Below are 23195 nucleotides of genomic sequence, written 5' to 3'. Positions count from 1 at the left end.
ACTTCGGCGGGCGGATGGATCAGTTGGCGTGGAGTGCCTCATTGAGTTCCACGGTCTGGCCCTTGCGGGGAAGCACTTCCACGCCGCCGCTGGTGGAATTGCGGCGGAACAGCAGGTTGGGCACACCGGAGAGTTCCACGGCCTTGACCACCTTGGTGGTGTCTTCGCCGTCGGCGTCCTTCGGCCCCACGACGCTGACACGGGTCCCGGCCGTGACGTACAGGCCGGCCTCCACCACCGAGTCGTCACCGATGCTGATTCCGACTCCGGAGTTGGCGCCCAGCAGTACGCGCTCGCCAAGGGAGATCTTCTCTTTGCCACCGCCGGACAGGGTGCCCATGATCGATGCGCCGCCGCCGACGTCGGTGCCGTCCCCCGCCACGACTCCGGCCGAGATGCGGCCTTCCACCATGGAGGTGCCCAGGGTGCCGGCGTTGAAGTTCACGAAACCTTCGTGCATCACCGTGGTTCCTTCGGCAAGGTGGGCGCCAAGCCGGACGCGGTCGGCGTCGGCGATGCGGACCCCGGCGGGAACCACGTAGTCCACCATGCGCGGGAACTTGTCCACGCCGTAGACGGTGACGGCACCGCGCTTGCGCAGCTTCGCGCGGGTCAGTTCGAAGCCCTCAACGGCCGCGGGCCCGAAGTTGGTCCAGACGACGTTGGGGAGCTTGCCGAAGATGCCGTCCAGGTTGATGGTGTTGGGCTGGACCAGGCGGTGCGAGAGCAGGTGCAGGCGGAGGTAGGCATCCACCGTGTCCGCAGGGGCTTCGTCGAGGTTCACCTGGGCGAACACCACCTGCTGCTCAGTGCCGCGGTCAGCATCGGCGCCGCCCGCTGCGATCTCGGCCAGCACCGGATCAGCGTTCTCAACGTCCTGGAGGCTGTCCGCTGCGGTTCCGAGGGACGGGGCCGGGAACCAGACATCCAGCACCGTGGACTCGCCATTGCGGGTGGAGATGGTGGCCACACCATAGCCATAGGCGGAGCGGGCGTCGGTGGACGCGGAGTTGTCAGCGGGCACGGCGGAAGCAGCAGCGGTTTCAGTCATGGCCCCAGTCTATCGAGAGGCGGGAGCAGGTCTCGAACTAGACTGTCATCGTGACTGCTCAAACCGCCTCTGTCCGCCTGGATCTCCGCCAGGACGTCGCCCTCCTCACTGCTGCGCTCATCGACATCAACAGTGTCTCGGCCAACGAGAAGGAGCTGGCCGACGCCGTCGAACATGCGCTGCTGCAGATTCCGCAGCTTGCCGTTGTCCGGGACGGCGACTCCATCATTGCCCGCACCTCCCTTGGCCGCCCGGAGCGGGTCATCCTGGCGGGGCACCTGGACACGGTGCCGCTGCCCACCACCGAAGGAGCCCTCGGCACCGTGCCCTCGTTCTGGCCCTCCGGGGCACCGGGGGAGGGGCTTCTGTACGGCCGCGGCACCACGGACATGAAAGGCGGAGTCGCGGTCCAGTTGGCATTGGCCGCAACAATGTTCGACGGCGGGGCGGAACCGAGCAAGGACGTCACCTTCGTGTTCTACGACCATGAGGAAGTGGAAGCGGTCAAGAGCGGACTCGGCCGGCTGGTGCGCAACCACGGAGAGCTGCTTGACGGCGACTTTGCCATCCTGCTGGAGCCGACGCACGGAACAGTGGAAGGCGGGTGCAACGGCACCATGCGCTTCGAAGCGACCACCATTGGCGAAGCCGCGCATTCCGCCCGCGCCTGGATGGGGAGCAACGCCATACATGCCGCCGCACCCATCCTGGCCAGGCTGGCGGCCTACAAGCCGGCCACCGTCAATGTGGACGGCCTGGACTACCGGGAAAGCCTCAACGCCGTAAAAATCCATGGCGGCACCGCCGGTAACGTCATCCCGGACCGCTGCGTCGTCGAAATCAACTACCGCTTCGCTCCCGACAAGTCCACCGACCACGCCGAAGCCCACGTCCGCGAACTCCTCGACGGGTTCGACGTCGTCCGTACGGACGCCGCCGCCGGCGCCCGGCCCGGGCTGAACCACCCGGCCGCCGCGTCCTTCGTGGCCGCCGTCGGCGCGGAGCCCAAGCCCAAGTACGGCTGGACCGACGTCGCGCGTTTCAGCGAGCTGGGCATCCCGGCCGTGAACTTCGGACCCGGCGACCCGCTCCTGGCGCACAAGGACAACGAACACGTCGACGCCGACGCCATCCGTGAGTGCCTGCGGGCGCTGCGGACATGGCTGGGCTAACCAGCGGCACCCGGGGGACGCAGGAGGGCCGGATCCTGGCGGATCCGGCCCTCCTTTTGCTTGCCGGGATTTACTTGGCGGCAGTCTCAACAGCGGCGGCTTCAGCCTTGGCCACGCCGCCGGCGGCCTTCTTGGAGCCGCGGCGCTCGATCCACACTGCCAAGCGGGAAACGCAGATGTTGATCGCAATGTAGATGGCGGCGGCCACAAAGAAGATGGGGAACAGGTAGGCGTTGCCCAGGAAGTCCGCCATGACCTGCACGGCACGGAGCAGTTCGCCGTACGCCACGATGTATCCGAGAGAGGTGTCCTTCAGCAGCACCACCAGCTGGGCCACCAGTGAGGGCATCATGCGGCGGACGGCCTGGGGCAGCTCGATGAGCATCCGGGACTGGAAGCTGGTCAAACCGATTGTCAGGCCGGCCTCCCGCTGTCCCTTGGGCAGTGACTGGATGCCGGCTCGGAGGATCTCCGCGAAGATGGCCGCGTTGTACAGCACGAGGCCGGCCACCACGGCGATGAAGGAACTGGTGCCGAACACCAGCAGGACGAACAGCATCATCAGGACAACCGGCATGCCGCGCAGGAACTCGAGGACCACCCGGGTGGGGATCCGGATCCAGGGAACCAGGGAGATCCGCAGCAGGCAGAGCATCAGGCCCAGCGGGAAGGCGATGACCGCAGCAATGGCGGCCGCGCTGAGCGTGGCCCCGATGCCGTTGCCGAGCAGCATCCAGACATCCCCGCGGGTGAAGATCGCCCAGCGGCGTCCTTCGAAGATGCCCTGCTGGGCGAGGGTCATAATGATCCAGGCGAGCAGTCCAATGATCAGGACTGACCCGATCACCGAACCGATCAGGGATACCCGGCGCGCCTTGGGGCCGGGAACATCGTAAAGGACTGAACTCATCGGGCAATCGCCACCTTTCGCTCCACCGTGCTGGCGAGGATGCCCAGCGGAACGGTGAGGAGCAGATAGAAGAACGCCACGCCCAGCAGCACGGCCATGACCTGGTCTCCGTTGGCGTTGGCCATTTGGCGGCCATAGCCGAACAGTTCCAGGACGAAGAATGCGCCCGCAACCGAGGAGTTCTTCACGAGGGCAATCAGGATGTTGATCATCGGCGGGATGACCGTCCTGAGGGCCTGCGGCAGGATGATGAGTGACAGCACCTGGCCGAACTTCATGCCAATGCTGCGCGCTGCTTCAGCCTGGCCGACCGGCACGCTGTTGACGCCGGAACGGACAGCTTCGGCAATGAAGGCCGACGTGTAGGCGCTAAGGGCGATGATGGCGGCCACTTCGAACTGCTCGAAAGTCACGCCGAGGCGGGGCAGGACGATCGCCGCGAAAAAGAACGCAATGGTCAAGGGAGTGTTCCGGAGAACTTCCACATAGACCGTGCTGAAGCCGCGGAGGGCGGCCACGGGGGAGACACGGGCTGCGGCCAGGAAGGTCCCGAGTACCAGCGCGATGATCCCGGAGACGACAGACAGGAAAAGGGTGCGGAGAAGGCCTTCCCAATATAACGGGAGGTTTTCGATGATGACGTCCATAGGATCCTTCGGCTCTGGGCGTAGGCGGGCGAAAAAGGAGTGGCGGTTGCCGGGGCTGCACGGAGCAGCTGACCCGGCAACCGCCGTCGGTAATTAGTAACGGTTGATGGTCGGGAGTTCCGGGGCAGTCTTGATGACGGAGCCGGCGGTTGCTTCCCAGGCCTTCTTGTACGATCCGTCCTTGCCGAACTCTTCCAGCTGGTCGTTGATCCAGTTGCGGAAAACGGTGTCGTCCTTCTTCAGGCCGATGCCGTAGGGCTCCTTGGTGAAGGTTTCATCCGAAGCCAGCTTGAAGGCATCCGGCTCCTTGTCCACAAAACCGGCGAGGATGACGTTGTCCGTGGTGATTGCTTCAACCTGCTTGTTCCGCAGCGGCTCCAGGCATGCGGAGTACGTCGCGGCCGGCACCAGCACGGCCTTGTACTTGTCCACGATGGTGGCGGCAGGGGTGGAGCCCGTCACGGAGCAGACCTTCTTGCCGGCGACGTCCTCCGGCTTCTTGATGGTGTCATTGTCCTTGTTGACCATAAGTGCCTGTCCGGCTTCGTAGTACGGTCCGGCGAAGCTGACAACCTGCTTGCGCTTGTCGTTGATGGTGTAAGTGGCGATTACCAAGTCCACCTTGCCCTGTTCGATGAAGGGTTCGCGGTTGGCCGACACGGTCTCGGACCACTCGATCTTGTCCGCCGGAATGCCCAGCTTCGCGGCAACCAGCTTGCCGATCTCGACGTCGAAGCCGACCGGCTTGCCGTCCAGGCCCACCTGGCCGAACAGCGGCTGGTCGTACTTGGTGCCGATCTTGATCGTTCCGGCAGAGGCGAGCTTCTCCATGGTGCTGCCGGCCGCGAAGCTCGGCTTTTCGGCGACGCTGGGGTTACTGGTGGTGCCGCCGCCGCCCCCGCCGCAGGCGCTCAAGGTCAGCGCGAGAGCTGCCGATGCTGCAACCACAAAGGACTTCCGTCGGGTCAAAAATGCCTTCATGACATTTCCTTTCATTGGCGGCCACGGTAGTGGCCTGGGTGCGAAATGAGTAGGTGCGGTCTCGGGTGATCAGTGAGTGAGGAGCTTGGACAGGAAGTCCTTGGCGCGGTTGCTCTGCGGGTTCGTGAAGAACTCTTCAGGCGTGGAGTCCTCGACGATCTGGCCGTCGGCCATGAACACGACGCGGTCGGCGGCCTTGCGGGCGAAGCCCATCTCGTGGGTCACGACGACCATGGTCATGCCTTCCTTGGCCAGCTGGATCATGACGTCAAGGACTTCGTTGATCATTTCCGGGTCAAGTGCCGAGGTGGGCTCGTCGAACAGCATCACCTTCGGCTTCATGGCCAAGGCGCGGGCAATCGCCACACGCTGCTGCTGGCCGCCGGAGAGCTGGGCCGGAAGCTTCGGCGCCTGGTGTCCCACGCCCACGCGTTCCAGGAGCGCCATGGCGTCCTTGTCCGCCTGCCCCTTGGACATGCCCTTTACCTTGATGGGGCCAAGGGTGACGTTTTCCAGGATCGTCTTGTGCGCGAAGAGATTGAAGGACTGGAAGACCATTCCGACGTCGGCACGCAGCTTGGCGAGTTCCTTGCCTTCCTCCGGCAGTTCCTTACCGTCGATGGCGATTTTGCCGTCATCGATAGTCTCCAGGCGGTTGATGGCCCGGCAGAGCGTGGACTTACCGGAACCTGACGGCCCGATGACCACGACAACTTCGCCCTTGCGGACGTTAAGGTTGATGTCCTTGAGTACGTGCAACTGGCCGTAGTGCTTATTCACGGCTTTCAGGGAGACGAGCGAATCGCCGGGCACTTGAGTAGTCATAAGAGAGAATCTAGCGAACATTAGCCACTTATGACGCCAATCACTCCAAGTTCCTACAGATCGTGATTCAAGAGATACCTGCAGGTCAGCGGGCTGCGAGCCGCAGTCCATAGGATCGGCCACGCGGTGGTGGCGTGCCGGTGGAACCGCGCTAGCCTTGGTGGATGAGTACCGATCCGCAGCCTTCAGCAACTACAGCACCTCCCATTGCCACCCGTCACAAGGGTCCGCTGGAGCTTCGCCGCAAACAGGCGGCTGTGGAGATGTCTGACCAGCATCTGCTGGACACCAAAGGCCCCGGGCAGTTCGTCCATACGGATCCGTGGCGCGTGCTGCGGATCCAAAGCGAGTTCGTGGAGGGCTTCGGAGCGCTCGCGGACCTGGGGCCGGCTGTCAGCGTGTTCGGTTCCGCCCGTACCAAGCCCGGTTCCGTCTACTACGAGCTCGGTGTTGAAGTGGGCCGCAAACTGGCCGAAGCCGGTGTGGCCGTCATTACCGGCGGCGGGCCTGGCTCGATGGAAGCCGCGAACAAGGGCGCCGTTCAAGGCAACGGGGTCTCCGTGGGCCTCGGCATCGAGCTTCCCTTTGAGCAGGGGCTGAACCAGTGGGTGGACCTGGGCATCAACTTCCGTTACTTCTTTGCGCGGAAGACCATGTTCGTGAAATATGCCCAGGGCTTCATCGTGCTGCCGGGCGGGCTGGGCACCCTGGACGAGCTCTTTGAGGCCATGGTCCTGGTCCAGACCCGGAAAGTCACGTCGTTCCCCATCGTGCTGCTCGGCGCCGCCTTCTGGGGGCCGATGCTCGAGTGGATCCGGGGCACGCTGGTGGAGGAGGGCATGATTTCCGAGAAGGACCTTGACCTCATCCAGGTGGTCGACGAGCCGGCACACGCTGTGGACCTCGTCATCCACGGTGCCATCCGCCCGTCGCCGGTGGATGGCACCAGCAACGGTGCGGGGGGCGCACCGAACGGGAACCAGCGTCCGGAATAGCGGGTGCGGCGGCGTCTGGCACGATGGGTCCTGTGAGTTTCTTCCTGATCTTCCTCGCCATCGCGCTGATCGGCGCCGCATTGTTCTTCGGAGCTGATTCCGCGTCGGGCATTTTCCGGCGCCGGCGGTCCGGGGACGCGGCGCTTTTGGACGGCTTTGATGAACCGGTGGCCTCGCTGCCGCCCGTGCTGCTTCCTGCCGAGGCCACACCTGCCGACGTCGACCGCGTCCGATTTTCCCTCGGGCTGCGCGGTTACCGTATGGACCAGGTTGATCAGGTGCTGGACGACCTCCGTGATCAGCTTGCCGCCAAGGACCGCGAAATTGAGCGGCTGAGGGCGGAACTCCGTGCCCACGCGCAGCCGGGGGAGAGCGTGTCTTGAGCCGACCGGACACGTCCGCCGGCCGGGCGCTCCCGGAAAGCCGCCGCGGGCTGACCGGTTTGGTGCGGAGAAGCCTGGGAACGGCGGCCGCGCGGGCCGCGAGGTGGCCGTGGTGGGCGCAGGTTGCGTGCGCATATACGGCCGCCCGCATAGTCAGCGCCTGCATTTTCATGGCGGCGGCCGTGCACCAGGGCGTCAACCCTTGGTTCCCGCCCAAGCCTGATTACTGGCACTTCATCAACATCTGGGACGCCCGCTGGTACGGCGAGGTGGCCCAGAACGGCTACCCGAGCCAGCTTCCCGTGGACGAAAGCGGGAACGTTCAGGAGAACGCGTGGGCCTTCTACGCGCTGTTCCCGATGCTGGGGCGGGCAGTCGCGGCGGTGACTGGCCTGCCCCCGGCGGTGGCCCTGACCTTCATCGCGATGGCTGCCGGGCTCGGTGCCGCCCTTGTGGCGTATTGCCTCTTCCGCCATCAGGCCGGCCACTGCACGGCAATGTGGGCGGCGGTCTTCTTTTCCACGTTCCCCGTTGCCGCCATCCTGCAGGTGCCCTATGCCGAATCCCTGAACCTCCTGCTGCTGGCGTCGGCACTGCTCCTGGTGGTTCAGCGGCGCTATCTGTGGGCGATGCCGGTGGTCGTCCTGATGTGCCTCTCCCGGCCAACTGGCGTGCCCTTCGCCGCCATGGTGGGAATGCTCTTGGTCTACCGGCTGTGGCAGCGAAGCCGTCCAGCCGCTCAGGGCAGAAAGCCGAGGCTGCCGCACAGCGGACGCGAGCTTGTAACCCTGGCGGCCCTGACCGTCGTGAGCGGACTCAGCGCACTGCTATGGCCCGCCATAGCATGGGCAGTGACCGGAGATCCCGCGGCGTATACGAAGACGGAGACCGTCTGGCGCGGCCATGATCTGGTGCCCTTTAAACCGTGGTTCGACACCGGGATCCAGCTTTTTGGCCCCGTGCTGGGCGTGCTGGCTCCCTTTGTGTTTGTGGCCCTGTTCGGTCTTTTCCTGACGTCGGCGCCGGTGGTGGCGCTCGGGACCGAACTGCGGCTCTGGTGCGTTTGCTACATGGGTTACCTGCTGGTTTTCCTGCACCCGCAGACCAGCACCTTCCGGATGCTGCTGCCGCTCTTTCCGCTGGCGCTGAGCGCGGCCCTGATCTCGCGTTCACGGGCATACCGCGGTGCCGTGGTCACCATGTTCCTGCTGTTGCAGATTGTCTGGATTGTGTGGCTATGGGCGTGGGCTCCGCTGCCCGGCGGGGGAGACTATCCGCCCTGAGCGGGCGGGGGCGCTATGACGGCGGGCGCAATTTTCCAAGCGATGAAGAAAATCCATCAATTAGCTACACGCGGGTAATTACAGGATAATAGGGATTAAGCATGAACAAATTGCATCGAGCTTTGCATTAACCATCGAGCTTTGCATTCAACACTGTTCAGTCATGGCGGCAGCTGCTGGGCCGCCATAGCGGCTTGATTGACGACGCGGCCACAGCCCGCCCGGGCTGGTAGGTCCTGGGACTATTGGAGGGGATTTTCCTCATGGCGGCTATGAAACCACGCACCGGCGACGGCCCTATGGAAGTAACCAAAGAGGGCCGCAGCCTGATCATGCGTGTGCCGCTCGAAGGCGGGGGGCGGCTTGTGGTCGAACTGAACGCAGCAGAGGCGGCAAACCTCAGGGAATGCCTCGTCGGCGTTACTGAATAGATCTTGCTGGGGCTGGGCCCGCGGCCGTCAGGCTGCGGACCCGGCCTTACTTTTTGACCGCGACCAGCAGCCCATCCCCGGTGGGCAGCATCGCGGAGGCCAAGCGGTCGTCGTCGCGGATTGCCTTGCCTACCTGGCGAAGCACCACTGTGGTGGAATCCCGGGCCGCCGGGTTTGACACCCGGTCCTTGTCCAGGGCGTCGTTGACGATCAGGAGGCCGCCGCGCTTCAGAAGCCGGATGGCCTGCTCGACGTATCCCGGGATGCCCGACTTGTCGGCGTCGATGAACACGAGGTCGTACGCGCTGTCGGTCAGCCGGGGGAGGACGTCTCCGGCGCGGCCGGAGATGGTGCGCGTGCGGTTGGCGGGGCTTCCCGCCTCCTGGAAGGCCTCCCGCGCAGCCCTGAGGTGTTCCACGTCGACGTCGATGGTGGTGAGGACCGCCTGCGGGCCGAGCCCGCGCAGCAGGCAGACGCCGGACACTCCCGCCCCGGTGCCGATTTCCACAGCGGTCTGGGCCTTCGAAGCTGCCGCCAGGACGGTCAGGACTGCTCCCACGCCCGGCCCGACCGGAGTCACGCCCAGCTCAAAGGAGCGCTCGCGAGCGTGCAGCAGGACTTCATCCTCGGCAGGCAGATCTTCTGCATAGGACCAGCTCGTGGACTTATCGGCGCTCATGAGGATTCGCTTTCTGGGCGGCAGGGGGATTGTTTCTAACAGCGTACTGTGTCCGGGGGTGCCCGGCCCGGAGGTGACGGCGCGGCAAGCTGTGGCTGTCCGCCGATGTGACGTGGACCACCCGTCCGGGAATGGGTCGCCAGCGGGGTTTCCGCCCAAGGCTGAAGGCCACGGATAGTCAGGAAATTCCCAGCCAAATTTGAAATGATGGTTATCCGCTCATCCAAGACGGTGATCGGCGTCGAAGCACTGGTGTCAGCACCAGTCCAGGCGTTAGTACCATCCACGAGGGGAGTGGACGATGTCAGCATCAGTTGTGGCACCTGTCCCGGCAAGTGAAGGTCCGGTGGCCCAGTCGGAAGCCGAGTGGGTCAGGCCGACGTGGGAGGAAGTGGTCACGAACCACTCCGCCAAGGTTTACCGCCTTGCCTACCGGTTGACGGGCAACAAGTACGACGCCGAGGACCTCACCCAGGAGGTGTTCGTCCGCGTCTTCCGGTCGCTGGAGAACTTCAAGCCCGGAACGCTCGATGGCTGGCTCCACCGCATCACCACCAACCTCTTCCTGGACCAGGCACGGCGCAAGAGCCGCATCCGCTTCGACGCCCTTGCCGAGGACGCCGAATCACGGTTGCCCGGACGGGAGCCGGGCCCGGAACAGAGCTTTGAATTCAACAACCTGGACCTCGATGTGCAGGCCGCCCTCGAGGAACTGCCCCCGGACTTCCGGGCCGCCGTCGTCCTCTGTGACCTCGAAGGCCTGTCCTACGACGAGGTGGCCGAAGCGCTCGGCGTCAAACTCGGCACCGTGCGGTCCCGCATCCACCGCGGCCGCACAATGCTCCGCGAGAAGCTGGCGCACCGCGATCCGCGCGCCAGGCAGTCCCTCAAGCCGCGCCTTAAGATGCCCCGCATCGCCGGCATCCTCTGATCGGCTCCATGGGTCGGCTGAGAAAGCTGCTGAGTGGCCTTGGCGGCAACTGCACTCGTGGATTCCTGCCGCGGGGCAGGCGCGGGCGCAGCACTGCGCATGTGGAATCCTGCCCCGAATGCAGGTCCCTTCAATGGCGTCAGCGGCAGTATCTTGAGCGCATGCGCAACGCGGCCATCCCGGCCGCCAGCGATGACTTCACGGCCAGGCTGCTGGCGAGGACCCAGGAGCTCGCCGCGGCGCACGCTGCACCTCAGGCGTCGAACACCGCGGCAGCGAGCAACGGCACAGGGAACCACGGCACGGGGAACTACGGCACTGCATCGTCGGCCCTGAAAGCGCTGGGCCTGGCGGCAGGCGGTGCTGTGGCCGCCGCCGGTGTGGCGACCGCTGCAGCCTACTTCCTCGCCGGCGATCCCCGGCCTGTGGCGGCAGGTGCTTCGGCGCCGGCGTTCCAGCAGGAGGCCGCCTTCGGACTGCAGCCCTTGCCCGGGACCGTATCCCTGGATGCAGGGTCCCAGAGTGCGGGGTCCCTGGGCGCGGCCGGAATGCTGACCTCAGCGGATCTCGAGGAGCTCCGCACGCAGGGATGGTCCTGCCCGGAACTGCACGGGATGGGATTCCACGTGCTTTGGGCCCGACGGGAGGCGGTCGCGGGGCAGGGCGTCCTCGAACTGAGGCTGACGGACGGAACGCATTTCGCCACTGTCCTGGAACAGCACGCTGCGGCAAGCCCTGCGGGCGGGTCATCAGCCTCGGTGCCGGTGTCTTCGCCCACCAATATCCTGACCGGCCATCCGGCCTCGGATGACGGGTTTGTACCTGCGCCGTCCGACGGCGGTGCAGCAGCGCCGGGGTCCCTGTGGATCAACGCTTCCGCCCCGTGGCGGGCCATCTACCAGGCCCCCGGCGTCACGTTCACTTACATTTCGGACCTGCCGTCGGCCGCGGCCGACGACGGCATCTCCGAGCTGGTTCGCGCGGGATCCACCACCCCGGCGGGCAGCGTCGAGGGAGCCGCTGACCCGGGTGCGGCCGGCAATGCCGCACCCGCCGCGGAAGGCCTGCCGGCGCGGCTGCAGCGGGGACTGGGGCGCATCATGGAGCTTTTGACGCCATGACCCGTCCGCCAGATGCGGCTCGTGCTGCGCGGCCCGGGTCCGAATCGTCACCAGTGTGCCGGAGAGGGTAATCTTCCTAAAGTGTTTGGAATCAACGGCCCGGAGTTTATTCTTCTGCTGATCATCGGCGTCCTGGTGATCGGTCCCAGCCGGCTGCCCGAATACACCCAGAAACTGGCGAACCTGGTCAAGGAAGTCCGCCGGATGGCATCCGGCGCACGGGAACAGATCAAGGACGAAGTCGGCATCGACATCGACGAGGTTGACTGGAAGAAGTACGACCCCCGCCAGTACGATCCCCGCCGGATCATCAAGGAAGCACTGCTCGACGACGACACCAAACCCGTGAGCGCCGGTGCACCGGCAGCTGTCGCGGCAGTCGCCTCTGCTTCCGCTGCGTCCTACGCTGACGAGCGTCCGGCGCGCCTCGTTGAACGGCTGGCCGCAGGCGACCGGGCACCTTTCGACTCCGAGGCCACCTAGGCCGGTATTCCGGCACGGCCACTGGCCGGGTTCCACCCTCGCGGAGGCCCAATCCCCGCGAAGGGAATATCAACGCGGCTGGAGGCCCAGTTTCATCCCCGCCAGCCCCCGCGGCTTTGTCGCGAGCTTCCCCGCAATTCCGGTCAGCGCCTTCGCCGCCGGCGTCTCGGGCCGGCCAAGCACGATCGGCTGACCGGCGTCGCCGCCCTCGCGCAGCAGGATGTCCAGCGGGATCTGGCCTAGCAGCGGCACCTCCGCACCGACGGTGGCTGTGAGCCGTTCGGCGAGCACAGTCCCGCCGCCGCTGCCGAACAGTTCCATCCTGCCGCCGTCGGGCATTTCCAGGTAGGACATGTTCTCCACGATCCCGGCCACAGACTGACCCGTCTGCGTGGCGATGGCGCCGGCGCGCTCGGCGACGTCGGCGGCTGCTGTCTGCGGGGTGGTCACCACCAGTATCTCGGCCTTCGGAAGCAGCTGCGCCACGGAGATGGCAATGTCCCCGGTGCCCGGAGGCAGGTCGAGGAACAGGGCATCCAGGTCGCCGAAGTAGACGTCGGTGAGGAACTGCTCGAGGGCCCGGTGCAGCATCGGGCCGCGCCACGCCACCGGCTGGTTCCCCTTGACGAACATGCCGATGGAAATCACCTTCACCCCGTAGGCCACCGGCGGCAGGATCATGTCATCCACCCGGGTGGGCGCCTGCTCGATCCCCATCAAAGCCGGCACGGAGAACCCGTACACATCGGCGTCGATGATGCCCACCCGAAGGCCCTGGGCAGCCATGGCGCAGGCGAGGTTGACGGTGACGGAGGACTTGCCCACGCCGCCCTTGCCGCTGGCCACCGCGAAGACCTTGGTGAGCGAATCGGCCTGGTTGAACGGGATACCGCGCTGGCCGCCGGGGCCCCGGAGCTGCTCCTTCAACGCGTCGCGCTGCTCCTGCGTCATGACCCTAAGCTCGACGTCGACGCCCGTGACGCCGGGGACCGAGGACAGCGCGGCCTCGGAGTCCGCGGTGATGGTGCCGCGCAGCGGACAGCCCGCGATAGTGAGCAGCACGACAAGCCTGACACGGCCGTCCGCAGCGATATCAACGGACTCCACCATGCCAAGTTCGGTGATGGGGCGGCGCAGTTCGGGATCGATGACAGTGGCCAGTGCAGCGTCCACTGCCTGGGCCAGGGGGGTGCTCATGCAGTCAGTGCTCAGCTTTCGGGGGAGTTGAGGTGCGCGGGGTAACCGGGACCGTCCGGCTTCACCTTGGGAATCTGCTGGGTCCGCGGGTTGCGTTGCTTCTCGCGCCGCTCCTTCAGCCGCTCCTTGACCTTATCCTTGGGGGTTTCGTGGCTGCCTGCGCCGGACGGATCATGCGTGCGGAGTTCCTCCTGCGCCTCCAGCATGTCCTCGAGGAGGCTCCGAAGTTCGGCCCGGACGTAGTCACGGGTGGCCACTTCACGCAGCGCAATGCGCAGCGAAGCCAGCTCCCGGGTGAGGTATTCAGTGTCCGAAAGGTTGCGTTCGGCGCGCTGGCGGTCCTGCTGCAGCGACACGCGGTCGCGGTCGTCCTGGCGGTTCTGGGCCAGCAGCAGCAGCGGGGCAGCGTAGGAGGCCTGGAGGGACAGCATCAGGGTCAGCAGGGTGAAGCCGAGCTCGCGGGAATCGAACTGCCACTCCAGCGGGGCCCACGTGTTCCAGGCCAGCCAGAACAGGCAGAACACGGTCATGTACACGAGGAACTGCGGGGTGCCCATGAACCGGGCAAAGCCTTCCGTGGCGTGGCCGAAGGCGTCAGGGTTGGGTGAGAGCTTCGGCAGGATCCGCTGGCGTCCGCTCAGGGGCGTGTCCAGCGCGCCGCCGGTCCTGTTGCCCGGCCGGTTGGTGGAGTTCCGGGGTGCGCTGAGATCAGCCAATGCGGCCTCCAAGTCTCCTTATCGGTGCATCATCATCGTGGGCGCGCCAATCATCCGGCAGCAGGTGATCAAGCACGTCGTCAACAGTCACCGCCCCCACAAGGCGTCCGTCCTCGTTGACGACGGGGAGCGAGTTCAGGTTGTACGTGGCCAGGGTGCGGGCCACTTCGCTGATGTGGGCCTGGTCAGACACGGGTTCCAGGTTCTTGTCCACCAGGTTGCCCAGCGGCTCGGGCGGTGGAAAGCGCAGGAGTTGCTGGATGTGGACCACACCCAGGAAGCGCCCGGTGGGCGTCTCCAGCGGGGGACGGGCAATGAAGATCGAGGATGCAAGGGCTGGCGAGAGTTCCTCCCGGCGGACGTGGGCCAGGGCTTCGGCCACGGTGGCCTCGGGCGGGAGGATGACCGGAACGGGCGTCATCAGGCCGCCGGCGGTGTCTTCGTCGTACTCCAGGAGGCGCCGGACGTCCTCTGCCCCTTCAGGTTCCATGAGCTGGAGCAGTTCCTCGGCCTGTGCCGACGGGAGTTCGGCGAGCAGGTCGGCGGCGTCGTCCGGATCCATCTCCTCAAGGACGTCGGCTGCGCGGTTGACGTCGAGGGCGGAGAGGATTTCCACCTGGTCGCCCTCCGGCATCTCCTGCAGGACGTCGGCGAGCCGTTCGTCCTGCAGTTCGCTGGCCACCTCGAAGCGGCGCTTGTCACTCATCTCCTGGAGCGCCTCGGCGAAGTCGGCCGGCTTCAGGTCCTCGTGCGTCGCCACGAACTGGGTGGCGGCCTGCGGTTCCGTCCTGGCGCCCTGCTGCGCGTCAGCCCAGTCGATGATCATGGTCTCGTTGCGGCGGAGCCGGCTCAGCGGTGAGAGGGAGTGGCCGCGGCGGACGAACAGCTTGCTGACGAACCAGTCGCCCGAACGGTGCCGGTCCATCGCGATGTCTTCGATGGTGGCGTCGCCGCTGCCGTCGGCCAGGGTGACCCGGCGGTCGAACATTTCGGCCACCACCAGTGTTTCGGCGCCACGCTGTTCGAAGCGGCGGAGGTTGACCAGGCCGGTGCAGATGATCTGCGTCTGGTCGATGGAGGTGATCCGGGTCATCGGCACAAACACCCGCTTTTTCCCGGGCACTTCGACCACGATGCCCACCACGTGGGGCGCACCGCGGGTTCCGCGGGAGAGCACCACAACATCGCGCAGCCTGCCGAGCCGGTCGCCCAGGGGGTCGAATACATCCAGTCCGAGAAGGCGCGCAACAAATACCCGCGAAAGATTTGTGCTCACTTGTACAGGCTACCGAGTCTGCTCTCTTTTAGCTGAATTTCAGCCCGCGCACAGCCGGATGGGCAAGAATGGAGGTATGTCAAACATTTTTGGTGCTCCCAAGGCTGGTGCCCCGACCGGGCCGGATGAATTCCGTACGGTTCCGACGGGTGACACTGTTGGTTCCTACACCTCCTACCTGGACGCCCAAAAGGCGGTGGACTACCTCGCGGACCAGCAGTTCCCCGTCCAGCTCGTGTCCATCGTGGGCAACGACTTGAAAATGGTGGAGCGGGTCACCGGCCGGCTCAGCTACCCCCGGGTCGCGCTGTCGGGCGCACTGAGCGGCATGTGGTTTGGCCTGTTTGTCGGCGTAATGCTGTCCTTCTTCTCGCCCACCGGCGGCTACTTCTCCATTGTGACGTCGGTGCTCATGGGCGCGGCGTTCTTTATGCTCTTCGGCATCGTCACCTACGCCATGCAGCGCGGGAAGCGCGACTTCACCTCGACCAGCCAGGTAGTGGCAACCAACTATGACGTCGTGGTGGCCTTCGAAGCGTCCCACGAGGCGCGGCGCTTGCTGCAGCAACTGCCCATGACGACGTCGGACGCCTCCGCTGGTGCCGGATCCTACGGCCAGTCGTACGGCCAGCATGAGTCCCAGAACCAGCCGTACCAGCAGCCCGGACACCAGTACGGTCCGCAGCAGGGAACAGGCCCCCAGCGCCCCGCCGGTTGGAACGATCCCTACGGCCAAAGGACTCCTGAGGGCGGAAACCAGCCGTCCGCCGGCGCGCAGGCTGCCCCGGCGCCCGGCCACGGACCGCAGGCACCGTCGGAGGACCACGCCCAGCACCCCGCGGCGCCGGCATCCGCGGTTCGTTACCCGGACCTCCCCGACGGCCGGCCGCAGTACGGCATCCGCGTGGCTGACGCCCCGAAACAGGAGGACGGCCCCAGGCAGGAGCCTGCCGAAGGAGGCCCTCAGCAGTAGCGCGGCAACACAAAAGGCCTCCGTCCGGACGATCCCGGCGGAAGCCTTTTGCGTGTCCTGCCACTGCAAGGACCTGCGACTGGCACGGACGTGCTAGGGGCGGTGGTCGATCTCCTGGTAGATGCCCGCCATCCAGGACTCGACATCGTCGGCCTTCCGGGGGAGGGCGGCACTGAGGTTCACCGGACCGTCGGCTGTCATCAGGATGTCGTCCTCGATGCGGACGCCGATGCCGCGGTATTCGGCGGGAATCGCGAGGTCTTCGTTCTTGAAGTACAGCCCGGGTTCGATCGTGAACACCATGCCCGGCGTGAGGACGCCGTCCAGGTAGAGCTCGCGTTTCGCCTGGGCGCAGTCATGCACGTCGAGGCCGAGGTGGTGGCTGGTGCCGTGCGGCATCCAGCGGCGGTGCTGCTGGCCTTCGGGGCTGATGGCTTCCTCCACCGACACGGGAAGCAGGCCCCACTCAGCCAGGCGCTCAGCCAGGACGGTGGTGGCGGCAGTGTGGATGTCACGGAACCGCGTGCCTGGCTGCGCAGCGGCGAAGCCGGCGTCCGCTGCGTCCAGGACGGCCTCGTAGACCTTCCGCTGAACCGCGGTGAACGTGCCGTTGGCAGGCAGCGTGCGGGTGATGTCGGCGGTGTAGAGGGAATCGGCTTCAACACCGGCGTCCAGCAGCAGCAGTTCGCCGGCGTTCAGTTTGCCGGTGTTCCGCGTCCAGTGCAGGACTGTCGCGTTGTTGCCCGAGGCTGCGATGGTGTCATATCCCAGCTCGTTGCCCTCTTCCCGGGCATGGGCGAAGAATGCGCCTTCGACCACGCGTTCACCGCGCACGTGGGTCAGGGCGCGGGGGAGGGCCTTGACCACCTCCGTGAACCCTTCCACCGTGGCGGCCACGGCGGTTTTCATCTGCTCGACCTCCCAGTCGTCCTTGAGCAGGCGGAGTTCGGAGAGGGCTTCCGAGAGCTTCTCATCGAGGGCATCCAGCACACCCAGGTCCAGGTTCTCCGGGTCCTTGGCGGTGTTGTAGCGGGCGGTGTCCACCAGGGCGTCGATGTTTTCGTCCACCTTGCGCACCAGCCGGATGGAGATGCCGCCGATTTCGGGAGCACCGACGTTCTTGGTGATGGCGAGTTCGAGCTCGTCGATGTGGGCCGTGGCGAGGCCCAGCCTCCGCTCGAACTCGGCGAGGGTGGGACGGGGGCCGATCCAGAATTCGCCGGAGCGGGAGTCCGCGTAGAACTGCTCCGTATCCCTCCCGGCGAGGGGCCGGAAGTAGAGCGTGGCGCGGTGGTTCCCGCCGTCGTCGCCCTTTCCTTCTTCCGCCGGTTCGAAAATGAGCACCGCGTCGGGCTCATGGTCCAGCCCCAGGCCGGTCAGGTGCGCGAACCCGGAGTGGGGGCGGAATCGGTAGTCGCAGTCATTGGAACGGACCTTCAGCGGCCCGGCGGGGACCACCAGGCGCTCGCCCTTGAACAGGTCCGAAATGGCGCGGCGCCGTGTGGCGGCATGGTCGGCCACTGCGTCCCGGTCCGGGAGCTCTTGTGTCGACGGCGCCCAGTTGCTGGCCATGAAGGCCTTGAAGGCGTCGGAACTGGGCCGCTGCGAGCGGTTGTTGACGCGCTCTTCGAGGGGCTGGTTAGCTGTCGGTTCACCGCTGTAGGTGTTTTCTGCATCGTTCACCGTCCCATCGTCTCACCAGCGGCGTGGCAGGGGCCACCGAACACTGCACCGGCCCCTGCACCGGCCCCCGCACCGGCGATCTACTAGGCTGGGCATGTGAGGATTGATCTGCATGCGCACTCGAATGTTTCCGACGGAACGGAGACGCCGGCGGAGGTGATGGCGGCCGCGGCGGCGGCAGGCCTGGACGTGGTGGCCCTGACCGACCACGATTCCACCGACGGCTGGGCGGAAGCCTCTGACGCTGCCCGCGCGAAGGGGGTTGCCCTGGTGCCGGGCATGGAGATTTCCTGCCGGACGGCGGAGGGCATCAGCGTGCACCTGCTCAGTTACCTGCACGACCCGGCGCATGCGGGCCTGCTGGAGGAGATCACGAAGGCCAAGGACGCCCGCCTGACCCGGGCGGAACGCATGGTCACCCTCCTGGCCGAGGACTACCCGCTGACTTGGGACGACGTCATCCACCACGTGGCACCGGGCGCAACCCTGGGCCGCCCGCACATCGCCGATGCCCTGGTGGCCGCCGGGGTGGTGGCGGACCGGACCGAGGCCTTCAGCTCGATCCTGACCTCACAGTCCCGCTACTACATCCAGCACTACGCCCCCGATCCCGCCGTCGCAGTGGCCTTGGTCCGGGCGGCGGGAGGCGTACCCGTGTTCGCCCATCCCGTGGCATCCGCCCGCGGCCGGATAGTGGGCAGGCGGACCTATCTGGAAATGATCGACGCCGGACTGGTTGGCCTGGAGATCGAGCACCGCGACAATCCGGAGGACGGCCGGGACTACCTCCGTGCGCTCGCCGAAGAGCATGGCCTGCTGGTGACGGGCTCCTCCGACTACCACGGCACCGGCAAGCCGAACCTGCTGGGCGAGAACCTCACCTCGCCCGAAGTCCTGGCACGGATCGAGGAACTGGGCACGGGCACCGCCGTCGTCCGCCCCTGACACCTGCTGCTACCTAGTTGGGCGGATGGGCGATGAAGGACGCCTTCGTGCCGAGCCGCTTCGTCATGACGTCGATGGCGGGCTGGTTCTGGTCCACGCAGACGAATTTGCGGCCCAGCTTGGCGGCCACGGCCCCGAGGGTGCCCGAGCCGGCGAAGAAGTCCAGGCACCAGTCGCCCGGCCGGCTTGAGGCGGCCACCACGCGGCGGATCAGGCCCTCCGGCTTCTGCGTCGGATAGCCGGTCTTCTCCTTGCCGGTGGGGGAGACGATGGTGTGCCACCAGACGTCCGTGGGCAGTTTGCCGAGTTCCCTCTTTTCCGGGGTGACCAGGCCGGGCGCCATGTACGGTTCCCGGTCCACCTCGGCGTTGTCGAAGTGGTACCTGGCCGGATTCTTGACGTACACCAGGATGTTGTCGTGCTTGGTGGGCCAGCGGAACTTGGCGCGGGCGCCGTAGTCGTAGGCCCAGATGATTTCGTTCAGGAAGCATTCGCGGCCGAAGATGGCGTCCAGCATCACCTTGGCGTAGTGCACTTCCCTGTAGTCCAGGTGCAGGTACAGCGTGCCGTCTTCAGCCAGCAGCCGCCATGCCTCCACGAGCCTGGGTTCCAGGAAGGACCAGTAATCGCTGAACGCGTCGTCATAGCTGTGCAGGGCGCCCTTGATCGTGTCGTAGGAGCGCCCCTTGAAACCGACCCGGTCCCCGCCGCCCTCCGCGTTGCGCACCATGGTGGTTTGCTGGCGGCTTTGGGCGCGGCCCGTGTTGAAGGGCGGGTCGACGTAGATGAGTGTGAAGGCGCCGTCCGGCAGCGTGGGGAGGTACTCGGCGTTGTCCGCGTGTACCACCAGGTTGCTGCCGTCCGGCGCCCAGACGGTGTCAGTCATTGAGGGGTTTAGGCCTCGGCGTTGCCCGGCTGCGAGCCGTCCTGCGCCGCGCTGCCGCCGCCCACTACCTCGCCGTTGCGCCGGCGCGTGCGGGTACGGCGGCGGGCACGGGTGGCCCGGTCAACCGCGGCCTCGGCCGGTGCGGAAAATGCTGCGGCCGCGGGGGCTGCCTCGGCGGACGGAGCGGCTGCTGCGCTGCTGTCGGAAGTACGACGGCGGCGCTCACCGGAGCGGGCACCCTCGCTGGAGCGTGCGCCCTCGCGATTGCCGCCCTCGCGGCTGCCAGCGGAGTCGCTGCGGCGGGAAGTACGGCCGCCGGAACGCCCGCCGCCGGTGCCTGCGCCGCGGGCGCTGTCACGCCCGCTGTCACGCCCGTCGTCCCTTGCGCTGCCACGCCCAGTCTTCTTGCCGGTCTCGCCGAGGTCCTCAAGCACCTCGGCGTCCACGCCGGCCAGAACGCGCTTGTCGCGGGGCAGGCGGCCCTTGGTGCCTTCGGGGATGTCCAGTTCCTCGAAGAGGTGCGGCGAGGACGAGTACGTCTCCACCGGCTCGGGAACGCTGAGCCCCAGTGCCTTGTTAATCAGGCCCCAGCGGGGCATGTCGTCCCAGTCGACGAAGGTCACGGCGGTGCCCTTGTTGCCGGCGCGGCCGGTGCGGCCCACGCGGTGCAGGTAGATCTTTTCGTCTTCCACGCACTGGTAGTTGATGACGTGCGTGACGTCGTCGACGTCGATGCCGCGTGCCGCGACGTCGGTGGCCACCAGGACGTCGACCTTGTTGTTGCGGAAGGCACGCAGGGCCTGCTCGCGGGCGCCCTGGCCGAGGTCTCCGTGGATGGCGGCCGCGGCGAACCCGCGGTCCACGAGTTCCTCGGCAACCTTCGCGGCGGTGCGCTTGGTCTTGGTGAAGATGATGGTGCGGCCGCGGCCGCGGGACTGCAGGATGCGGGCCACCACTTCAATCTTGTCCATGCTGTGGGCTCGGTAGATCAGCTGGCGGATGTCCCGCTTGGTGAGGCCCTCGTCGTCCGGATCGGCAGCACGGATGTGCGTGGGCTGGGTCATGTAGCGGCGGGCCATCGCGATGACCGGACCAGGCATGGTGGCCGAGAACAGGAGCGTCTGGCGGACCGGGGGCGTGCCGGCAATGAGCGTCTCAACGTCGGGCAGGAAGCCGAGGTCCAGCATTTCGTCGGCCTCGTCGAGGACCACGATCTTGACGTTCTTCAGGCTCAGGTGCCGCTGCTTGTAGAGGTCGATCAGGCGGCCGGGCGTGCCAACCACCACTTCGACGCCCTTCTGCAGGGCTTCCACCTGCGGCTCGTAGGCGCGGCCGCCGTAGATGGTGGCAATGCGGGCGTTGCGCTTCCGGGAGGCGTTTTCCAGGTCCTTGGCCACCTGGACTGCGAGTTCGCGGGTCGGCACAATGACCAGCGCCTGCGGGGCGCCGGGGACTGCCAGCTTCTCGAAGCCCGCATCGCCCCGGCCCACCACGCGCTGCAGGGCGGGAATGCCGAAGCCGAGGGTCTTGCCGGTACCGGTCTTGGCCTGGCCGATGATGTCGTGGCCGCTGAGGGCCACGGGCAGTGTCATCGCCTGGATGGGGAAGGGGTGGGTGATCCCGGCATCGGCCAGCGATTCCACGATGTCCGCGCGGACGTTGTAGTCGGCGAAGGACTTCTCCGCGATCTCGTGCGGTTTTTCGTCCGAGATGATGGTCTCTTCCGGCTCGATCGTTTCCGTGCCGGTGTCGTCAGTCAGCAGTTGGTGCGTGTGCAATTCACTCACAGTGGAGTTTCCTTATTCATTTGGGCATTGGCGCTGCCTGCTCAACGGGGCCGGCCGCAAGGCCGTTCCGGAGCACGCTCGGGCGCGCAAGCAAATCCAGTGGAAGCCGATCGCGGGCTATCTAATTGCTGGCACTGGGGACCAACGGGTGTATCTCAAGATCGCGTAGGGGCGGGCTTGTTGAATTCGAAAATCATGGAAATCAACGACCGGGCATCCATTACTACCCCTTTAGTCTAGCCGTTGACCGCAGTCACCACTGACTGACGCCCGGGCCACGGCGCACAATCTGCCCGCAGGCAGCCCGCAACAGGCCAGGAATCAGTCCACGAGCTCCAAACGGATCTCGCGGGTCGCGATGTCGGACGAGATCAGCCTGACCCGCACCGTAGTGCCGGATTCGAGTTCACCCGGGCAGCGGGCGGTCACGGCCGGGTCTGCGATCTGGATGGTGCCGGACGGTCCGTTTCCGTTCCGTCCGTTGCCGTTCCCGTTGCCGCCGTTTCCGTTCGCTTTGCCCGGCTTCGAACCGCTGATGACCACTGCGTCGAACTCCTGCCCGATGTGGTTGACCAGGAGCGCGGCTTCCACGGTATCCAGGGCCAGGCGTTCCATTCTTGACGCCAGCTGGTCCGAAGCCGCCATGATCTCCGGCAGGGACGGGAGCGCTTCACGGGCCCAGCCGGGAACGGCGCCGCCGTTGCTCAGTGCCTCGCAGATCACCAGGACGAAGCGGTCGATGAGCCGCCGCAGCGGGGCCGTGGTGTGCGCGTAGGCCGCCCCGATGGCGGACTGGATGGCGTCCTCCGGCACCGTGCCGTCAAAGGGCGTGTAGCCGGCGCCGCGGAACAACATGCCGGCGGAGTGCATGATGGCCAGCTGCCGGGGCTCGGTGGGATCGAGGGTGCGGAGGTAATCCCCGTAGCTCACCTCACCGTCCCAGGGCCTGCCCAGCGCGTTGGTCTGCCGCTTGAAGTGCAGCAGCGACCGTTCATCCGGGGACGGCATGGTGCGCAGGATCCCGACCTTGCCCTCCAGCATGAGTTCCGCAGCCGCCATGCCGGTCATGAGCGAAATCTGGGCATTCCAGTCCTCCACCGGAAGGGAGGGTGCGGCGACAATGCGGTAGCCGCCGTCGGGCAGTTGCTGGATTTCCTGCTCCGGCATGTTCAGGCTGGCGCCGCCGCGCAGCCGTTCCAGCTCGACGCGTTTCAGTCCCACCTCCTTCAGGAGCTGAAGGACCGGAGCGGCACGGCCGGAGTCAAGATCGGCCTGGACTTCCTTGTAGCTGAGCTTGGCCCGGCTCCGCATCCTGCCCCGGCGCAGCACCGCGGACTGAACGCGGGCTGCCGCATCGAGTTCGAACTCCCAGACGAACGCGGAGCATAGCTGGCCGGCGAGCAGGCTGCCGGCCTCTTCGCTGATGATTTCCGGGTGGAGCGGAATCCGGCCGTCGGGGGCGTAGAAGGTCTGCCCCCGGCGGCGCGTTTCGGCGTCGAGCGGTCCGCCCGGTGCCACGAAGGACGGGACGTCGGCGATGGCGTAGAACACCTTGTAGCCCTCGCCCGTGCGTTCGATGAAAAGCGCCTGGTCCAGGTCCGTGGAGGACGCCGGGTCTATGGTCACGAACTCCACGTGCGTGAAGTCCAGGTCCGGCATCCTGTGCTCATCGACGGCGGCCAACGCATCCCGGAGTGCGTCTTCCGGGAAAGGCCCGGGCAGCTCAAGCTCCGTGCGCAGCGCGTTCAGCGCCTCGGCCAGACGGTTGGTCTGTTCGTGGACACTCGGAGTCAGGCGATGATGTGACACGAAAGTCAGGTTAGCTCGATTTGCGCCATTA

At 66.2% G+C, this 23195-nt stretch carries 23 protein-coding genes; 10 read left to right on the top strand and 13 right to left on the bottom strand.

Features of this window, described 5'->3' with window-relative positions; genetic code table 11:
• Nucleotides 1-19: 19 nt before the first annotated feature.
• On the bottom strand, nt 20-1051 hold the full coding sequence (gene dapD / locus J7I92_RS03260) for a 2,3,4,5-tetrahydropyridine-2,6-dicarboxylate N-succinyltransferase (RefSeq protein WP_214837286.1): 1032 nt from the start codon (nt 1049-1051) through the stop codon (nt 20-22).
• A gap of 50 nt (nt 1052-1101) precedes the next feature.
• Between dapD and dapE the strand changes: the two genes are divergently transcribed.
• Entirely contained in the window at nt 1102-2223 is a 1122-nt protein-coding gene (gene dapE / locus J7I92_RS03255) for a succinyl-diaminopimelate desuccinylase (protein WP_214837283.1), read from the top strand.
• A 70-nt stretch (nt 2224-2293) separates the two neighbouring features.
• Here the strand turns inward: dapE and J7I92_RS03250 are convergent, their stop codons facing one another.
• From J7I92_RS03250 to J7I92_RS03235, 4 genes are all read right to left on the bottom strand, one after another.
• Complete coding sequence (locus tag J7I92_RS03250; protein ID WP_214837281.1) at nt 2294-3133, bottom strand: amino acid ABC transporter permease; 840 nt, start codon at nt 3131-3133, stop codon at nt 2294-2296.
• Nucleotides 3130-3780 carry an amino acid ABC transporter permease gene (locus tag J7I92_RS03245; protein ID WP_214837278.1) on the bottom strand — a complete coding sequence of 217 codons (651 nt, stop codon included), beginning with the start codon at nt 3778-3780 and terminating at the stop codon, nt 3130-3132. The genes J7I92_RS03250 and J7I92_RS03245 overlap by 4 nt, the downstream gene beginning before the upstream one ends.
• Nucleotides 3781-3873: 93 nt before the next feature.
• Nucleotides 3874-4761 carry a glutamate ABC transporter substrate-binding protein gene (locus J7I92_RS03240; RefSeq protein WP_214837274.1) on the bottom strand — a complete coding sequence of 296 codons (888 nt, stop codon included), beginning with the start codon at nt 4759-4761 and terminating at the stop codon, nt 3874-3876.
• A 69-nt stretch (nt 4762-4830) separates the two neighbouring features.
• The gene (locus J7I92_RS03235) at nt 4831-5586 is read right to left on the bottom strand and encodes an amino acid ABC transporter ATP-binding protein (RefSeq protein ID WP_214837271.1); all 756 of its coding nucleotides are present in this window, start codon (nt 5584-5586) and stop codon (nt 4831-4833) included.
• A 164-nt stretch (nt 5587-5750) separates the two neighbouring features.
• On the opposite strand from J7I92_RS03235, the gene J7I92_RS03230 reads away from it, so the two are divergent.
• From J7I92_RS03230 to J7I92_RS03215, 4 genes are all read left to right on the top strand, one after another.
• Nucleotides 5751-6581, top strand: coding sequence for a TIGR00730 family Rossman fold protein (locus J7I92_RS03230; RefSeq protein ID WP_214837268.1), 831 nt, complete (start codon nt 5751-5753; stop codon nt 6579-6581).
• Nucleotides 6582-6604: 23 nt separating this feature from the next.
• Complete coding sequence (locus J7I92_RS03225) at nt 6605-6964, top strand: DivIVA domain-containing protein (RefSeq protein ID WP_214837263.1); 360 nt, start codon at nt 6605-6607, stop codon at nt 6962-6964.
• A gap of 50 nt (nt 6965-7014) precedes the next feature.
• Nucleotides 7015-8247 (top strand): hypothetical protein, encoded by a 1233-nt coding sequence (locus J7I92_RS03220; RefSeq protein ID WP_214838136.1) that lies wholly within the window; start codon nt 7015-7017, stop codon nt 8245-8247.
• Nucleotides 8248-8510: 263 nt separating this feature from the next.
• Nucleotides 8511-8678, top strand: a complete 168-nt coding sequence (locus tag J7I92_RS03215; protein WP_083435355.1) for a DUF3117 domain-containing protein — start codon at nt 8511-8513, stop codon at nt 8676-8678.
• A 46-nt stretch (nt 8679-8724) separates the two neighbouring features.
• On the opposite strand, the gene J7I92_RS03210 is transcribed toward J7I92_RS03215, so the two are convergent.
• Nucleotides 8725-9357 (bottom strand): O-methyltransferase, encoded by a 633-nt coding sequence (locus tag J7I92_RS03210; protein WP_214837260.1) that lies wholly within the window; start codon nt 9355-9357, stop codon nt 8725-8727.
• A gap of 301 nt (nt 9358-9658) precedes the next feature.
• Here J7I92_RS03210 and sigE point away from each other — a divergent pair, with 301 nt between their 5' ends.
• The 3 genes from sigE to J7I92_RS03195 all read left to right on the top strand — a co-directional run bounded on the left by sigE (nt 9659) and on the right by J7I92_RS03195 (nt 11892).
• Nucleotides 9659-10288: an RNA polymerase sigma factor SigE gene (gene sigE, locus J7I92_RS03205; protein ID WP_214837257.1), complete on the top strand. Its 630-nt coding sequence runs from the start codon at nt 9659-9661 to the stop codon at nt 10286-10288.
• A gap of 161 nt (nt 10289-10449) precedes the next feature.
• Nucleotides 10450-11409: a hypothetical protein gene (locus J7I92_RS03200; RefSeq protein ID WP_214837254.1), complete on the top strand. Its 960-nt coding sequence runs from the start codon at nt 10450-10452 to the stop codon at nt 11407-11409.
• Nucleotides 11410-11490: 81 nt separating this feature from the next.
• Complete coding sequence (locus J7I92_RS03195; RefSeq protein ID WP_214837252.1) at nt 11491-11892, top strand: Sec-independent protein translocase TatB; 402 nt, start codon at nt 11491-11493, stop codon at nt 11890-11892.
• Between the two features lie 69 nt (nt 11893-11961).
• On the opposite strand, the gene J7I92_RS03190 is transcribed toward J7I92_RS03195, so the two are convergent.
• Genes J7I92_RS03190 through J7I92_RS03180 form a run of 3 tightly spaced genes read right to left on the bottom strand, consistent with a single transcriptional unit; the run spans nt 11962 to nt 15081 of the window.
• Nucleotides 11962-13089, bottom strand: coding sequence for an Mrp/NBP35 family ATP-binding protein (locus J7I92_RS03190; protein ID WP_214837249.1), 1128 nt, complete (start codon nt 13087-13089; stop codon nt 11962-11964).
• An 11-nt stretch (nt 13090-13100) separates the two neighbouring features.
• Nucleotides 13101-13817 carry a DUF1003 domain-containing protein gene (locus J7I92_RS03185; protein WP_214837246.1) on the bottom strand — a complete coding sequence of 239 codons (717 nt, stop codon included), beginning with the start codon at nt 13815-13817 and terminating at the stop codon, nt 13101-13103.
• Entirely contained in the window at nt 13798-15081 is a 1284-nt protein-coding gene (locus tag J7I92_RS03180; protein WP_214837243.1) for a magnesium transporter MgtE N-terminal domain-containing protein, read from the bottom strand. The genes J7I92_RS03185 and J7I92_RS03180 overlap by 20 nt, the downstream gene beginning before the upstream one ends.
• Before the next feature lie 76 nt (nt 15082-15157).
• On the opposite strand from J7I92_RS03180, the gene J7I92_RS03175 reads away from it, so the two are divergent.
• Complete coding sequence (locus J7I92_RS03175; RefSeq protein ID WP_214837240.1) at nt 15158-16054, top strand: general stress protein; 897 nt, start codon at nt 15158-15160, stop codon at nt 16052-16054.
• Between the two features lie 93 nt (nt 16055-16147).
• Here J7I92_RS03175 and J7I92_RS03170 read toward each other — a convergent pair whose 3' ends face one another.
• Complete coding sequence (locus tag J7I92_RS03170; protein WP_214837237.1) at nt 16148-17737, bottom strand: aminopeptidase P family protein; 1590 nt, start codon at nt 17735-17737, stop codon at nt 16148-16150.
• A 96-nt stretch (nt 17738-17833) separates the two neighbouring features.
• Between J7I92_RS03170 and J7I92_RS03165 the strand changes: the two genes are divergently transcribed.
• The gene (locus tag J7I92_RS03165) at nt 17834-18682 is read left to right on the top strand and encodes a PHP domain-containing protein (protein ID WP_214837235.1); all 849 of its coding nucleotides are present in this window, start codon (nt 17834-17836) and stop codon (nt 18680-18682) included.
• A gap of 13 nt (nt 18683-18695) precedes the next feature.
• Here J7I92_RS03165 and J7I92_RS03160 read toward each other — a convergent pair whose 3' ends face one another.
• The 3 genes from J7I92_RS03160 to J7I92_RS03150 form a co-directional block, all read right to left on the bottom strand.
• Nucleotides 18696-19568: a site-specific DNA-methyltransferase gene (locus J7I92_RS03160; RefSeq protein ID WP_214837233.1), complete on the bottom strand. Its 873-nt coding sequence runs from the start codon at nt 19566-19568 to the stop codon at nt 18696-18698.
• 8 nt (nt 19569-19576) lie between these two features.
• A complete protein-coding gene (locus J7I92_RS03155) occupies nt 19577-21355 on the bottom strand; it encodes a DEAD/DEAH box helicase (protein WP_214837231.1) in 1779 nt (592 codons plus the stop codon).
• Nucleotides 21356-21676: 321 nt separating this feature from the next.
• The gene (locus tag J7I92_RS03150) at nt 21677-23164 is read right to left on the bottom strand and encodes an RNB domain-containing ribonuclease (protein ID WP_214837229.1); all 1488 of its coding nucleotides are present in this window, start codon (nt 23162-23164) and stop codon (nt 21677-21679) included.
• Nucleotides 23165-23195 lie beyond the last annotated feature (31 nt).

Source organism: Arthrobacter sp. ISL-72, assembly GCF_018613755.1.
In the GTDB taxonomy this organism is placed as follows: Bacteria; Actinomycetota; Actinomycetes; order Actinomycetales; family Micrococcaceae; genus Arthrobacter.
Note: the sequence above shows the minus strand (reverse complement) of the source record. Positions and strands in the feature narration are given on the sequence as shown.

Coding starts and splice junctions, on each gene's coding strand:
- dapD (WP_214837286.1), bottom strand. CDS start 1,051: ATGACTGAAACCGCTGCTGCTTCCGCCGTGCCCGCTGACAACTCCGCG.
- J7I92_RS03250 (WP_214837281.1), bottom strand. CDS start 3,133: ATGAGTTCAGTCCTTTACGATGTTCCCGGCCCCAAGGCGCGCCGGGTA.
- J7I92_RS03245 (WP_214837278.1), bottom strand. CDS start 3,780: ATGGACGTCATCATCGAAAACCTCCCGTTATATTGGGAAGGCCTTCTC.
- J7I92_RS03240 (WP_214837274.1), bottom strand. CDS start 4,761: ATGAAGGCATTTTTGACCCGACGGAAGTCCTTTGTGGTTGCAGCATCG.
- J7I92_RS03235 (WP_214837271.1), bottom strand. CDS start 5,586: ATGACTACTCAAGTGCCCGGCGATTCGCTCGTCTCCCTGAAAGCCGTG.
- J7I92_RS03230 (WP_214837268.1), top strand. CDS start 5,751: ATGAGTACCGATCCGCAGCCTTCAGCAACTACAGCACCTCCCATTGCC.
- J7I92_RS03225 (WP_214837263.1), top strand. CDS start 6,605: ATGGGTCCTGTGAGTTTCTTCCTGATCTTCCTCGCCATCGCGCTGATC.
- J7I92_RS03215 (WP_083435355.1), top strand. CDS start 8,511: ATGGCGGCTATGAAACCACGCACCGGCGACGGCCCTATGGAAGTAACC.
- J7I92_RS03210 (WP_214837260.1), bottom strand. CDS start 9,357: ATGAGCGCCGATAAGTCCACGAGCTGGTCCTATGCAGAAGATCTGCCT.
- sigE (WP_214837257.1), top strand. CDS start 9,659: ATGTCAGCATCAGTTGTGGCACCTGTCCCGGCAAGTGAAGGTCCGGTG.
- J7I92_RS03200 (WP_214837254.1), top strand. CDS start 10,450: ATGCGCAACGCGGCCATCCCGGCCGCCAGCGATGACTTCACGGCCAGG.
- J7I92_RS03190 (WP_214837249.1), bottom strand. CDS start 13,089: ATGAGCACCCCCCTGGCCCAGGCAGTGGACGCTGCACTGGCCACTGTC.
- J7I92_RS03175 (WP_214837240.1), top strand. CDS start 15,158: ATGTCAAACATTTTTGGTGCTCCCAAGGCTGGTGCCCCGACCGGGCCG.
- J7I92_RS03160 (WP_214837233.1), bottom strand. CDS start 19,568: ATGACTGACACCGTCTGGGCGCCGGACGGCAGCAACCTGGTGGTACAC.